The sequence below is a fragment of the Flavobacterium galactosidilyticum genome (assembly GCF_020911945.1).
Lineage (GTDB): Bacteria > Bacteroidota > Bacteroidia > Flavobacteriales > Flavobacteriaceae > Flavobacterium > Flavobacterium galactosidilyticum.
This window is the reverse complement of record NZ_CP087135.1, coordinates 725,763-738,824: the sequence shown is the minus strand read 5'-3', so window position 1 is coordinate 738,824 and position 13,062 is coordinate 725,763. Positions and strand designations below refer to the sequence as shown.

Annotated in this window: 9 protein-coding genes and 1 tRNA gene; 6 read left to right on the top strand and 4 right to left on the bottom strand. The window is 33.8% G+C overall.

What is annotated here, in order from left to right; genetic code table 11:
- Nucleotides 1-50 precede the first annotated feature (50 nt).
- The 4 genes from LNP27_RS03245 to LNP27_RS03230 form a co-directional block, all read right to left on the bottom strand.
- A complete protein-coding gene (locus tag LNP27_RS03245) occupies nucleotides 51-2,087 on the bottom strand; it encodes a M43 family zinc metalloprotease (protein ID WP_229943078.1) in 2,037 nt (678 codons plus the stop codon).
- A 149-nt stretch (nucleotides 2,088-2,236) separates the two neighbouring features.
- The gene (gene pth, locus LNP27_RS03240) at nucleotides 2,237-2,911 is read right to left on the bottom strand and encodes an aminoacyl-tRNA hydrolase (RefSeq protein ID WP_229943077.1); all 675 of its coding nucleotides are present in this window, start codon (nucleotides 2,909-2,911) and stop codon (nucleotides 2,237-2,239) included.
- 334 nt (nucleotides 2,912-3,245) lie between these two features.
- A complete protein-coding gene (locus tag LNP27_RS03235) occupies nucleotides 3,246-3,857 on the bottom strand; it encodes a 50S ribosomal protein L25/general stress protein Ctc (RefSeq protein ID WP_229943076.1) in 612 nt (203 codons plus the stop codon).
- A gap of 67 nt (nucleotides 3,858-3,924) precedes the next feature.
- A complete protein-coding gene (locus LNP27_RS03230) occupies nucleotides 3,925-4,866 on the bottom strand; it encodes a ribose-phosphate pyrophosphokinase (RefSeq protein WP_229943075.1) in 942 nt (313 codons plus the stop codon).
- A 290-nt stretch (nucleotides 4,867-5,156) separates the two neighbouring features.
- Between LNP27_RS03230 and LNP27_RS03225 the strand changes: the two genes are divergently transcribed.
- The 6 genes from LNP27_RS03225 to LNP27_RS03200 all read left to right on the top strand — a co-directional run bounded on the left by LNP27_RS03225 (nucleotide 5,157) and on the right by LNP27_RS03200 (nucleotide 12,902).
- Nucleotides 5,157-5,236, top strand: a tRNA-Leu gene (locus tag LNP27_RS03225).
- A 1,158-nt stretch (nucleotides 5,237-6,394) separates the two neighbouring features.
- Nucleotides 6,395-6,904, top strand: coding sequence for a DUF4402 domain-containing protein (locus tag LNP27_RS03220; protein ID WP_229943074.1), 510 nt, complete (start codon nucleotides 6,395-6,397; stop codon nucleotides 6,902-6,904).
- A gap of 517 nt (nucleotides 6,905-7,421) precedes the next feature.
- The gene (locus LNP27_RS03215; RefSeq protein WP_229943073.1) at nucleotides 7,422-7,931 is read left to right on the top strand and encodes a DUF4402 domain-containing protein; all 510 of its coding nucleotides are present in this window, start codon (nucleotides 7,422-7,424) and stop codon (nucleotides 7,929-7,931) included.
- Between the two features lie 284 nt (nucleotides 7,932-8,215).
- Nucleotides 8,216-8,977, top strand: a complete 762-nt coding sequence (locus LNP27_RS03210; protein WP_229943072.1) for a fimbrial biogenesis chaperone — start codon at nucleotides 8,216-8,218, stop codon at nucleotides 8,975-8,977.
- An 18-nt stretch (nucleotides 8,978-8,995) separates the two neighbouring features.
- Nucleotides 8,996-9,508 carry a DUF4402 domain-containing protein gene (locus tag LNP27_RS03205; protein WP_229943071.1) on the top strand — a complete coding sequence of 171 codons (513 nt, stop codon included), beginning with the start codon at nucleotides 8,996-8,998 and terminating at the stop codon, nucleotides 9,506-9,508.
- 22 nt (nucleotides 9,509-9,530) lie between these two features.
- On the top strand, nucleotides 9,531-12,902 hold the full coding sequence (locus tag LNP27_RS03200; RefSeq protein WP_229943070.1) for a SpaA isopeptide-forming pilin-related protein: 3,372 nt from the start codon (nucleotides 9,531-9,533) through the stop codon (nucleotides 12,900-12,902).
- The last annotated feature ends 160 nt before the right edge of the window (nucleotides 12,903-13,062 follow it).

The window sequence follows — 13,062 nt, the reverse complement described above, 5'->3', positions numbered from 1 at the left end:
GATTATAAAGGAGGATTGAAATTAATCCTCCTTTATAATCTACTAGTATGTTATTCTTTAATAAATCGCAGTGTTTTTTTTGCGTTTTCTTTTACAACGGTGATAAAATAAACACCGCTGCTTAAAAAAGAGGTATTGATGTGTAAGTCAGCTGCGCTTGAAACTGTTTTAGTATAAACCGTTTGGCCAGATATACTGGTAATGGTAAGACTTGTTGGCAAACCAAAACGCTTTGAAACTTCTAAATTTAAAATTTCTTTTGCAGGAATTGGATACGCATAAATGCCTTCTGAATTTTCAAAATTCTGAACTGCAAGTGTAGCAATTGAAAGTACTTTTGATTCACCATATCCAAAATCGGCGCCAGTTGCAATTAAAAGTCCATTATTATCTTTTAGAGTGTAACTTCCTTTTTTAGCATTGTTGGCAATTCCGTCACCATGAGAATCATTTATTGTAAAGGTGTAGCATTCGCCACTTAACAGCTCGAAGATAGAATTTACAACAGGGTTTAAAGGCCCTGAATCGGAATCAGTATAAGGTCCACCACTATAAATTTCTTTCCCCGAGCTATTTTTTAAGGTCCAAGTTGTCTCAGAGCCGTATGGATCACATTGTAAATCAAGTTTTACTGTAGGCGTAGCGACGCTTAATTTTGAATCTTGTGTAAACGCCTTGGTTAGCGTATTGTTTGCAGTGTTCATATCCGCTAAATTGTTTACGTTCACAATATCCGCTTGAAAAGTGTGTGGTCCACTTGTTGTAGTTACGGAACCTAAATCAATATTTATCGTTGCATATTGTGGTAAATTACCAGTCCATGAGTACGTTGTAGTTACTCCGTTATCCAACTTATAGTTTATCGATGCCGTCGTCAGCGTGGTTGTACCTCTATTTTCAAGGGTTATAATTCGGTTGTACGTTGACGCGCAACCATCAACAGCAATTGTAATGTTTGCAATAGTTCCGTCGAGTGCATAACTAGTTCCAGGTGTGCCACCATTAGAACTAGATAATTCTTTTCTCCTTACAGAATTTGTCATTACGGCCACCATACGTGCTTTTTGTCCTGCGGTAAAGGTATTCATACACGCATCGTTCGTATAATCCATATAATTTTCGATCATATCATTTCCAGTACAATGCGAAATAGTGACACAATCATAATTCGCTGTGTTTGAATCAGGCGTATCGGCTACAAAGTCTCCTGATGTGTTATCAGCGCCTGTACATAGCTCATCATCACCCCATATATGTCTTAATCCTAACCAGTGGCCCACCTCATGAGTCATGGTGCGGCCTAGGTTATAACTTGGATTCAAATTAAATGAACCGTCATTAACGGCTTTAGTACCAAAAGCATCGTAACTAGCTACAACACCATCGGTTTTATCTGCGCCTCGATTGTTACGTATGCCTTGTAAAGTGGAGCCAGAGGGAAATTGTGCGTATCCTAAAATAGTGTCGTCAACTAATTTTACAACCCACATATTCAAGTATTTCTTAGGATCCCATTGCGTTTGGGGTTTAACGATATCATCGATACTCTCCTCGCTCCAAGCCGCTTGTCCCATGTTGACACGGTTTACACCATTAGTAGTTACACCATTAGGATCTTGTTGTGCGAGTACAAAATTAATTTCGCAATCTACACCTAAATTGTATCCTGTTGACGCAGCTCCTGGAGTTCCTGCCAATCTCCTGAAATCTTGATTCATTACGGTAATTTGAGATACCGCTTGGGCGTAGGAAATGTTTTCTGAGGTATGTGATGCGATTGTATTGACTGGCGCGCCGTTATGAATGATGTGAATGACTACCGGAATGTTATATACAACTTGCGTTTGTTGGGTTTTGTTGTTTTTACGCTTTTCTTTTTCAATTGCAATAATTGGTGCAATCCAATTTTCAAATTGAACAGCGCTTAATCTTTTTGGATTTTTCTTTTTTAAATAGTCTTCATACTCCGTTGTAGAACATCTGGAGTATCCATTTTTTGGGTTTATTTTACTGCTTTTTAAAGACATGTTTTGCTGACCATAGGTAACAAGAACGGTAAAAAAACAAATTAGAGTAATGATTTTCATATAAGCGATGGTTTTTTTAGGAGTTGGTTAGTTTCTCAAATGTAATAAATTTAATGTACGTTTATTTGCAAGAACTTAAAATTAAATTATTTTTTCTCATTAAAAAGTTGAGGTAATCTGTTGGTTATTTGATGTCTATAATGAATTATTTATTTCCCATTAAATGAAGTCATGGTGTTTTCTAATCCGGCTGTTCCAAATGATTTTATGATTTCTGAAGCCGTTTCCAGTCGTTCAGGAAGTGCTGTTTTTTCAGCATCATCCCAATCGCCCAAAACGTAATCTACTTGTTTTCCTTTTTTGAATTCGTCGCTGATGCCAAAACGAAAGCGAGCATAGTTTTGAGTGTTTAAAACCAGATTAATATTTTTTAATCCGTTATGGCCACCATCGCTGCCTTTAGGTCTAATGCGGATGCTTCCAAAGGAAAGATTCAAATCATCTGTAATTACAAAGATATTTTCTAAAGGGATTTTTTCCTTTTCCATCCAATACTGAACCGCTTTTCCGCTCAGATTCATGTAAGTATTAGGTTTTAGCAGTAAAAAAGTGCGGCCTTTGAACCGGTATTGGGCTAAAGCACCTAGTTTTACAGTTTCGAAACTAATTCCTTCTTTTTTGGCTAAAAAATCAACGATTTTAAAACCAATATTATGTCTTGTATTTACATACTCGGCACCTATGTTTCCAAGTCCTACAATTAAAAATTTAGTACTCACGCTTTCTATATTATTTTTTTGGTATTCGTGAACCTCTGGCTTCATATCAGAGGTGTTATCAGCTGTTTTTGTTGATGAAAACAGGTTTTGTATCCATTTAATCATCTTGCAAAAGTAAACTTAATTGTATAATTTCTGGTATTTGTTTAGCTTATAATTTCTCGTATTTGTTTAGCTTATAATTTCTCGTTTCATACGATATCCGATTAAAATTAGAGCGTGGATTTCTTGTAGATGCAAATCCTGTAAGTTAGCCCCGATTGTAATGAAAATCATTTTTGTGAGCCTTTTTTGGCGAACAAAAATATTGTAATGTAAAGCGGGACGAGTAGTGTATTGAAAATAAAAATGTATGCTCCTAAATAACTATAGGATAGTTTATGAAACAAAAAAAGCACCAGTTTTGCAACTGATGCTTTTGAATATGCTTGAAAAAATATTATTTTTTCTTTCCTTTTACTGGAGCTTTTGCTGCTTTTGCTGCTTCTTGAGCTGCTTTCATCGCTGCACGAGAAATCTTCACTTGACAGATAACAGTGTTGTCTGGGTGCATGATTTTGTAGTCAGGAGAAGCTACTTTAGTAACATATAATTTGTTACCCATGTCTAATGGTGTAATGTCAGCTTCTATAAAATCTGGAAGATTTTTAGGTAAAGCTTTAACTTTAAGTTTACGTGTGTTCAAACGTAAATCTCCACCAGCCATAACTCCTTTAGATTTTCCAACAATTTTCACAGGAACTTCCATAGTGATTTCTTTGTCGTCAAATAATTGAAAAAAGTCAATGTGTAGAATTTTATCAGATACTGGGTGAACCTGGATATCTTGTAAAACTGCTTGAAATGATTTTCCTTTTCCAAGATCGATCTCAACTGTGTGAGCGTTTGGGGTGTAAACCAAGTTTTTGAAAGCCATAACTTCTGCTGAGAAATGAACTGCCTGATTTCCTCCGTATAAAACGCAAGGAACCAATCCAGCATTACGTAAGGCTTTAGTTGCTACTTTGCCCACGCTTTCTCTTTCTGATCCTTTAATTGTAATCGATTTCATTGTAAAATTTATTATAGTTATTAATTAAACTCTTGTTTTAAATTCCCGTTTCGGGAATCGTGGGTATTTACATTATGAACTTCCCACTAATAGAGTTGTTGTGGTGTACCATGTGCATTACTTCTGCAAATAATGGCGCACAACTCAATACTCTTATTTTTTTTGATTCTCTCTTTAACGGAATAGAATCGGTAACTATTAATTCTAATAATTTAGAATTTTCAATTTTTTCGTAAGCCTCTCCTGATAAAATGGCATGAGTACAAATTGCTCTTACGCTCAATGCTCCTTTTTCGATCATTAAATCAGCGGCTTTCGCCAAAGTGCCTCCGGTGTCAATCATGTCATCAACTAAGATTACATTTTTACCTTTTACCTCACCAATCAATTCCATGGTGTCGATAATATTAGCTTCTTTTCTTTGTTTGTAACAAATTACAACGTCAGATTCTAAAAACTTAGAGTATGCATACGCTCTTTTAGAACCTCCCATGTCTGGCGAAGCAATAGTTAAATTTTCTAATCCTAAGCTTTTTACATATGGTAAAAAGATAGTTGAGGCAAAAAGATGATCAACTGGTTTCTCAAAGAAACCTTGAATTTGATCAGCGTGCAAATCCATAGTCATTACTCTTGTTGCTCCAGCAGCATCTAATAGATTCGCTACTAATTTGGCTCCTATCGGAACTCTCGGTTTGTCTTTTCTGTCTTGTCTCGCCCAACCGAAATAAGGAATTACTGCTGTTATATGTCTTGCTGATGCACGTTTTGCCGCGTCAATCATTAACAATAATTCCATCAAATTATCTGCAGATGGGAATGTTGAACAAACAATAAAAACTCTTAATCCTCTGATAGACTCTTCGTAAGAAGGTTGGAATTCACCGTCACTGTATTTTGACGTTGTGATTTTCCCTAAAGGAATTCCGTATTCTTTGGCTATTTTTTCAGCTAGATAAACACTTTGTGAACAAGCAAAAATTTTAGCTTCAGGTTCTAGGTGTGACATTTAATTTGTTGTTTTTATTCCGCTGCGCTCCATACAGTTCAGCTGTAACATTTGTTAGTAGCATCAAATATGTATTTGCCTCGGGTGTAGTTAGTTGTGTGTTTCGTTTTTACCGAGGTGCAAATTTATAAAATTTATTCAACTCTGAAAGGAAAAAATTAAGTATTTTTAGTTGAATTTTTAATATTATTTTTTACATTTGCACCGTGTTAAAGGAATTGATGGTTGATTTAAACACAATCACATCTTTTATTGCGTTGAAATAACTGCTGTTATTTCATGTCTGCTAAGCCCGGATGGCGGAATTGGTAGACGCGCTGGTCTCAAACACCTGTGGGAAACCGTGCCGGTTCGACTCCGGCTCCGGGTACTTAAAAGCCTCTTAATCTTTGGATTAAGAGGCTTTTGCTTTTTAGAGTGTTTTGCAAAAGCAGTGGCTTTTAAAAAATAAGTAAAAATCGTTATATAATTAAGTTTATAGTAGTGCTGATTGTATTAAATGTTTACTGTATAGTTAAACTTGGTGGTTTAAAAACTTAGGAACTTCTAAAAATACTAACACCAAGATTACTGCAGATAGAGTGATAGTAAGCAGAATAAAAGCACCTAGATAAAAAAAATATCGTTCCTTTTTAGGGATTACTTTTATCAGTTCCTTACTCGCCTGCTTATATTTTTCAGCAATTACCATCTTAAACTTAATTTAATTAATGTAAATAATTAACAAAACAATTATTTTTTGTAAAAGCAAAGTAAGTCGAATTTGGATTGCAGTACAATACCTACATTTAGTGATTTTTCTAATAAATTTGCAATTAATTTTGGATCTTTGGGAAAGGCATTTGAATAGCAAAAATTAGGGCTAATTATTTTTTAAATTTACATCCGCTTCGTAATCACTTTTTTATTCCGTTATATTCCCAATAGCAATTTAGAGATCCCTTTGTAGTTTTCACACGATCTACATCTGCTTTATTAGTAGCTAGGCTATTGTCTAGTAGTTGTTTAAGTCAGTGAGTAATCCTTAAAATTTTATACTCAAATATTATTCTAGTTTTCCAGCAACTTCGTTTTCGGAAACGATAGGTTTTTTGTCTACTTTGTTTTCTTATTTCATACAAATAGTATAGTGCTATTGTTTTTGCATTCAAAAATCTGTCGCTTAGCCGCTAAAGTGAATGTTTTTTAGCAATGAGCTACTTGTTTAGCTAGAATTGGAAATATTAGGTTCCAAATAGTATAACTTTCAATTTCTTTTACTTTCAATATTATATCGTAACTGAAGTTTATACTTAATCTTTGATTAATTTTATAATTAGTAGGTATTTTTTTATAAATTTAATTTAATTTCTTTAAAAAACGCATTTAGTCGATTATATTTGCATTTAATCTGATTTATTTGCTATTTTAGTCTTGTCTTAAATAATTAAGCATTTAATTTTTTTTGATAATTTTCAGTTGTGATTTAAATTCAAGATTCAATTTTTTTTAAGATTAAGAAATACTATATTTTTAAATACGATTTTTTATGAAAATATATACTCTATTGAAAGTTTTTATAGCATTTTGCTTTTTTAATAGTATGAATGCTCAAAACAAGGCTTCGGCGTCGGCTTCAGCCACTATAGTAACTCCGATACAAATTATTAAAAATTCAGATATTGATTTTGGTAGCTTTACTACTAACGGTGCAATTGGTACTCTGGTTTTGGGCGCAGATAGTAAAGGTGTTAGAGTGGGGTCTTCTAACATTAGTCTTCCAAATGATTCGGCAAAAACTGCAAGCGCGGCTGGTTTCACTATAACAGGTCAAGGTGATTTTGCATATAATTTGATCTTGCCTACTAGTGATCACCTAATTTACAATGGGGCCGAAAGTATGATTATTAATGGTTTTACTAGCTCAGCCTCGAAAGTTCTTGCAGATGGTAAGGAGGTAATTTATCTTGGAGCAACGCTTCATGTAGTTGCTGGTCAGTCTGTTGGAGTCTATTCTAGTTTGGGTTCTGGAATCGAAATACTTGTTAATTATAATTGATAATTTCAGCTTAAATCAAAGTTATTGTACTTTTTCCTCTTCTTTAAAATTAATAAAGTCTCGAAATTGCTTTAAAATGCTAAACAGTTTTTTACAAAGTCTCAAATCTTAATTGAGTACTATCTTGTAAAACTAGTAGCATTTTTTTTTATTCATGTAACTCTTGTGATGAATTAAGAGTTGCTTTTTTTTCTCTCTTCATACAGTAATGCCAACAACTATTTTGGTGACTAATTTGTAAAAGCTATTCCTTTTATTGCTGCCCTTTTATATTTTGCGATTGATTTTTTATCACTTTTTCGTTTTAGATGGGTAGAAATTGGTTGTTGTGACTTGTTTTTTTCTGTTGAAATGAACGAAATTTATATCTTCACTTAGGAGTTTGTGTATTTCAACGACTATTTTGACATGTTGGCGAAAATATTTTACACAAGGTTTTTTTTGATATTAATTTGCACTCGAATTAAAAAAACAACGATTCCCAAATCAAATAAAAATTACAAAAAAACCTACAACCATGAAAAAAATCACATTATTAGCTATCCTAGCTATCGCAGCATTCTCAAACAACGCAAACGCTCAATCTACTGCTTCTGCAACTGCAACTGCAACTATTGTTAAGCCAATTGCAATAACTAAAACACTAGACATGAATTTTGGTCATATAGCTACAAACGGTACTGTAGGTACGGTAGTGTTGGCACCAGATAATGTTAGAAGTTTAAGAGGCGGTGTGACACTTCCAGCTACAAAGGGTACTGTAGAAGCTGCAAAATTCACGGTTACGGGAGAAGGAGCATATACATACGCTTTAACTTTACCTGCGGATGACACAATAACGATAACTAATGCTAGTGCAGTAGGTAAAGATATGAAAGTAAGTACTTTTACAAGTAATTCAACTAAAACACTTGCTTCTGGAACGGCAACTTTTAGTGTAGGTGCAACATTAAATTTGAATGCATCTCAACCTGCAGGCGTGTACACTAATAGTGCGGGATTTAATGTGATTGTAAACTACAACTAGATTTTATACAACATTATACAAAAAAGCAAGTGTCGCATTTAGTGATACTTGCTTTTTTTTGGTTACTTTGCAAGGAATTTGTAATCGCGATGGACATTCACTATAGCTCATTTAAGATGACGCTATTTTTATGTAATATCGGGATTATTTCAAAGAATTCCGAACAAATACACATATAGAATAGGTATAAAATGAATGTTACTATAAAAAACTGTTTGCTAAATAAGCAAGGTCTAAGATTTTTTTTAATTTTATTGCTTTGCAATACTTCAACAAATATAATAATGGCTCAGGGAGATTTAGTTATATTTCCGAAAAGAGTTGTTTTTGAAGAAAAAAACAGAATTCAGCAGATCAATCTTGCAAACACTGGTAAAGATACCGCTGTGTACAATATGTCATTTGTAGAATTTAGAATGACTGAATTGGGTAATTTTGAAGAAATCACAGTCCCTGACTTAGGACAGCAATTTGCAACTCCTTATTTGAGAGTGTATCCAAGACAGGTCACTTTAGCGCCTAACGAATCCCAAACCGTCAAAGTACAACTGATTAATAGCAATAAACTTCAAGTTGGCGAATATCGATCGCATCTTTATTTTCGTGCCGTTAAAACTACAAAGCCTCTTGGACAAGAGGAAAGTATAGATAAAGCTGCCGGATTATCGGTAAAGATAGAGGCTGTTTTTGGTATTTCAATTGCCAATATCATTCGTAAGGGCGAATCGAATACTTCGATTACACTTTCTGGATTGCACTATGAAAATAAAAAGGATTTGGGTGCTTTTCTACATTTTGATATCAATCGAATAGGAAATATGTCAAGTTATGGCGATATTACGGTCAATTATATTTCTCCACAAAACAAATCGTATGAAGTGGGAAAAATTAAGGGTATAGGTGTCTATACACCTGGAACTTTACGAAGAAATACAATAGCCTTGCAAAAACCTAAGGACATTAACTTTGAAGGTGGAAAATTTAAGGTTATTTATACAGAGAATGAAGACAAAGCAGTTCTTGCAGAAAAAGAATTGGATTTATAAAAGTATAATTTTTTACAGTTGAAAATATTAGATTTAAATAGCAAACAAAAAAGACTGTTTTTATTATCAGTTTTCTTATTGGTTATAAGTATTTCTTATGCTCAGCCCGCACTTCCTGAAAGAAAAATAACCGTACAGTCTACTCAACCTATTGATTTTGGTGTTTTTTATGATACGGGCTCAGGTGGCACTATAACTGTAGATTATCAAGGAAACAGAACTACAACAGGAGGTATTATTGCAATTTCTGGCTCTACCGTTAAGCCTGCTATTTTTGAGGTAAAACTATGTCAGGGCAGAAATATTATAATAAGTTATAACCCAACTACAACTTTAAGGAATGGAGTAGGCCCTCCGCTAGTTCTATCTATTGGTTCAACCGAAAAGGGGCCAAGCGGCTCAAGTTTCCCTGTAAACAACAATTGTAATTTCATAACAACATTACGAGTTGGAGGTACGCTTAACGTACCAGCCGGAGCAGCTAAGGGTACCTATTCGGGTAATTTTGATTTGACTTTTGCTCAAGAATAATAATAGCGATAAGCAAAAAAAAATGAAGATTTCTGATTGTATTTTTGGTTATAATTTTCGCTTTATAGGGTTATACGTCTTATTTACAGTTTTCGCTGCTATTCCAACTAGTGCACAAGGGAATTCAGTGGATCAAAAACTAGCCTTATTTTCTTCTTTTGAAGAAGTTCCTATTGAAATCCAAGTGGATGGTAAGTGGAGTTTTGAAACCAATGCCATCATTACAGATTCTAATTTACTTTTTGTTAATGTAATGGAGGTATTTACACATCTTAAAATAATGTGTAATGAGAGTACTAAAGGAAATACTTTAGAAGGATTTATTGAGAATGAAAAAAAGTCGTATTCTATTGATTATGATACAAAACAAATTAAAGTAGGCAATAATACGATTCATTCGACAAACGGATTATTGGAAGAAACTGGCATTAAGTACATAGCGGCATCGGTTTTATCTGAGGCATTTGGATTGATTTTAACATTCAATCCTCGATCACTTTCAGCAAAATTAGTATCCAGTTTTGAGTTGCCTTATGTAAAACAATTGCGCATTGAAAACGCTAGAAATAGTATTTCAAAATTACAAGGACAGGAAATCGTCGTTGACACCATAATTCCCCGTAACTACCATTTATTTAAGTTTGGTATGCTGGATTGGGGATTTAATTCAAATCAAACGGTGAATAATACCTCAACCAATAATGTGATTGTGGGTGTTGGAAGCGAATTGCTTTTTGGAGAAGCCAATATTTCAATAAATTATAACGATAAATACCAGTTTGACAATCGTCAGCTTCAATACAGTTGGCGTTGGATTGACAATGATAAAAAACTTATAAAACAAGCTCAAGTAGGTAAAATATACAACCAAAGTATTGCTTTTTTGGAAGCACCCGTAGTTGGAGCAACAATTAATAATTCGCCTAATACTGTTCGCAAAGCAAGTGGAAGCTATACTATTAATGATTATACAGAGCCTAATTGGACAGTAGAACTTTACATAAACGATGTTTTGGTAGATTATACTGCCGCTGATGCATCTGGTTTATATGTTTTTAGTGTTCCTATTGTTTATGGATACACTACTTTAAAGCTAAAATTCTATGGACCGCTTGGTGAAGAGCGAACGGAAGAACGCATCATAAACACACCTTATACTTTTATACCAGCTAAAACATTGGAATATAGTATGTCAGCAGGTGTCTTGCAAGATGAAAACGGGAGTCGTTATGGACAGGGGAATTTTAATTACGGCGTGAATCGTTTTTTAACTCTTGGCGGAGGAGTAGAATATTTGTCAAGTATATCAAATCGTCCTTTTATTCCTTTTGCAAAAGCAGCTTTCCAGCCTTTTAGCCAATTGGTTATGAATTTAGAGTACGCTCACGATGTGAAGATGAAAGGATTGTTGGATTATTATTTTACAAAAAGTGCATTCCTAGAATTGGACTACACAAAATACGTCAAAGGACAATTGGCAACACGTTTTAATGCGCTTGAAGAAAGGAAAATTAGAATATCTGTGCCTTTTAAAATAAATCATTTTTCAGGATTTTCTAAGTTAAATTTTAGTCAATTTGTTTACGACTCTTTTAATTTCAATCAGATCGATTTCGTTTTTTCGACTTATTATAGGCAATTGAGTGTCAATTCATCAACCTTAGTGAATTGGATTGGGAATAATTCACCATTTATGATAAACAATTTATCATTGTCTTATCGCTTGTTTAATGGACTAGTCTTGCGACCATCAGTAGAATATAATTTGAGTAATAGCATGTTTACCAGATATAGGGCTGAAATTGAAAAGAGGGTTTCCAAGATGTATTTTTCAGCTTCTTATGAAAGAAGCATTGTATCCAAAACTGATGCTGTCTTTTTGAATTTTAGATATGATTTGTCTTATGCACGTACGGGAGTATCATCTTATTATACTAATAAAAGCTTAAGTTTTTCAGAAAATGCGCAAGGGAGTTTTGCTTTTGGTGGCGATAATAATTATGTTCATAGCGGTAATAATTCAGCCTTAGGAAAAGGAGGTATTTTGTTTTATCCTTTCCTAGATCTTAATCAAAATGGTAAATTTGACAAGGATGAAAAAATGGTGCTTTTGTCTTCAGTTAGGGTATCGGGCGGTACTGCTGTAATAAGTGCAAAAGATTCCATTGTTCGGGTGTCAGATTTGAATTCTTTTGTTAACTATAATGTTGAGTTTTCAGATACCGATTTGCAAAATATATCTTGGAAATTTAAGCACAAGAGCTATCAGGTTTTAGTTGATCCTAACCAATATAAGCGGGTATTTGTACCTATTATTTCTTTGGGTGAAGTAAATGGTACCGTTTATTTAAATAAAGAGAATGCTAATAAAGGATTAGGCCGAGTTACGGTTCAAATATATGACTCCAAGGGTAAGAAAGTTACTGAAATATTGAGTGAATCTGATGGTTATTTTAGTTATTTAGGACTAAAACCTGGGAAATATTTAGTGCGTATTGACGAGAAGCAATTAAAAAAGTTGAATTATCAAGCTTTACCAAAAGCACATGAAGCGACGATAGAAATTTCAGAAGACGGAGCAATAGTCGAAGGACTGGATTTTAATCTCAGCGTAACAGAATTGGTTGATGAAATAAAAACGATTATTTCTGACGCTAATTTACAAACCAAAGAAGTCGAAGAACTTATAGAAAATAAAACAGAAACGATTATTCCTGAAGCTATTTTACAAACAAATAAAGGTATACTTTCTGAAAGAGTAATAGGAAAGCGGATCGAAGGTGTTACTGATACAGAGGAGCTTTTTTACAGCATTCAGCTTGGGGTTTATAAGGATCATTCCATGCAAAAAGAATTTAAAAATCTAGATCTAGTTTTTTATGAAGATTTACCTAATGGCAATGTAGAGTATTATTATGGGTTTTTTAGAACTTATGAAAGAGCGCTTATCGCTAAGAATACTCTTTCATTAAGAGGTATCAATGGAGCCTCAGTAGTTACTTATCAATTTGGCAAAAAAATTAAAGCAGCTGCGCTAACTAACATAAAAAAAGGAGACGAGAGTAAGGAAGATATTTTAATTAAAACAGAGGAGCAAATCAATAATAGGGGAAATACTTCTTTCGAAAAGATATCTGATCAGCAAGGGCTCTTTTATAGCGTTCAGATAGGAGTATTCAAAAATTACGTACATTCGAAGTACTTTTCAAATTTTAAACCAGTGTTTTATGAATTTTTATCCAATGATAGAATTCGGTATATTTCGGGTAAATACAATTCGAAAAAGGAAGCTAAAGCTGCACAAAACAGAATAATAGCTAAGGGTATAAAAAAAGCTTATATTGTTAAATATAAGGATGGCAAAAAGGTTGATACCACCAATGGGGGACATTAATCAGATTTGAAGAAGCAATGAAAGTAAATATAAATTGGTCAGTTCAGGATAAGTTGGATAGCGTTAGCTTTGAAAGCAAAGGTATAGCCGCTGAATTATAGAATAAACAATTGAATAGAAATAAGTTAATTAATCAAAAAGTTACATTTGTGACTTGAAT

What these genes read in the sequence shown, in the direction of transcription:
- LNP27_RS03245 (WP_229943078.1), bottom strand. Translation starts at nt 2,087, where the DNA reads ATGAAAATCATTACTCTAATTTGTTTTTTTACCGTTCTTGTTACCTAT.
- pth (WP_229943077.1), bottom strand. Translation starts at nt 2,911, where the DNA reads ATGATTAAATGGATACAAAACCTGTTTTCATCAACAAAAACAGCTGAT.
- LNP27_RS03235 (WP_229943076.1), bottom strand. Translation starts at nt 3,857, where the DNA reads ATGAAATCGATTACAATTAAAGGATCAGAAAGAGAAAGCGTGGGCAAA.
- LNP27_RS03230 (WP_229943075.1), bottom strand. Translation starts at nt 4,866, where the DNA reads ATGTCACACCTAGAACCTGAAGCTAAAATTTTTGCTTGTTCACAAAGT.
- LNP27_RS03220 (WP_229943074.1), top strand. Translation starts at nt 6,395, where the DNA reads ATGAAAATATATACTCTATTGAAAGTTTTTATAGCATTTTGCTTTTTT.
- LNP27_RS03215 (WP_229943073.1), top strand. Translation starts at nt 7,422, where the DNA reads ATGAAAAAAATCACATTATTAGCTATCCTAGCTATCGCAGCATTCTCA.
- LNP27_RS03210 (WP_229943072.1), top strand. Translation starts at nt 8,216, where the DNA reads ATGGCTCAGGGAGATTTAGTTATATTTCCGAAAAGAGTTGTTTTTGAA.
- LNP27_RS03200 (WP_229943070.1), top strand. Translation starts at nt 9,531, where the DNA reads ATGAAGATTTCTGATTGTATTTTTGGTTATAATTTTCGCTTTATAGGG.